The organism is Galbibacter kalidii, assembly GCF_026241135.1.
Taxonomy (GTDB): domain Bacteria; phylum Bacteroidota; class Bacteroidia; order Flavobacteriales; family Flavobacteriaceae; genus Galbibacter.
In genome coordinates this window covers 1-564 of record NZ_JAPFGA010000094.1, presented here as the reverse complement: position 1 = coordinate 564, position 564 = coordinate 1, and the positions used below count along the sequence as shown (strand labels likewise).

Sequence of the window (564 nt, the reverse complement as noted above, 5' to 3'; positions counted from 1 at the left end):
GGCGCCAGTCACCCGGCAGCATGGCGGCGCTTGGTGGCGATCAGCTCGCGCATCTCAGCCATTACGTCGTCATGGGGGATCGAGGGCCGGGGGTCCTCCAGGCTCTTGCGGATTCGCTCACGAAACCAGCGGTCGTAGCTGTCCGCCTGCTCCTGGGTCTCGAACTCGCTGATGATCGGATCGAGTGGGGTGCTCATGGGGCGCCCTCCTGGGTGACTATGCCCCCAGTGTAACGTGGTGACAGTGTCAGTGCTTGGCCTCGAAGCGGCGCAACAGGTCACCAAACCCGGTGATCTGTCCGCCTGCCCGCTGAGGCCCGGTCTCTGCTGGTAATGCTCTCTCAAGATCCTCCTGGAGCTGCCCCGGTGCCGGTAGACGCCGGAGCTCGCGTACCTCCTCCTGGAGCTGAACGACCTGCTCACGGAGTGCCCGGAGCTCGCGCAGCAGAAGATCGTCACGCTCGCTCGATGAGGTGTCTCGAGAGGTGTATCGCGGAGACGGCTCAGGGGGTGTATCGGGTGTAACATCGCTCGGCGGCTCGCCGTAGGCGCGGATCAGTTCAGA

2 protein-coding genes are annotated in these 564 nt (G+C 64.7%); both read right to left on the bottom strand.

Features of this window, described 5'->3' with window-relative positions; genetic code table 11:
* Positions 1-8 precede the first annotated feature (8 nt).
* Positions 9-197 carry a type II toxin-antitoxin system RelB family antitoxin gene (gene relB, locus OOZ15_RS20035; RefSeq protein WP_240570084.1) on the bottom strand — a complete coding sequence of 63 codons (189 nt, stop codon included), beginning with the start codon at positions 195-197 and terminating at the stop codon, positions 9-11.
* A gap of 49 nt (positions 198-246) precedes the next feature.
* The coding region (locus OOZ15_RS20030; protein ID WP_265958196.1) for a hypothetical protein at positions 247-564 on the bottom strand (318 nt) is incomplete at its 5' end.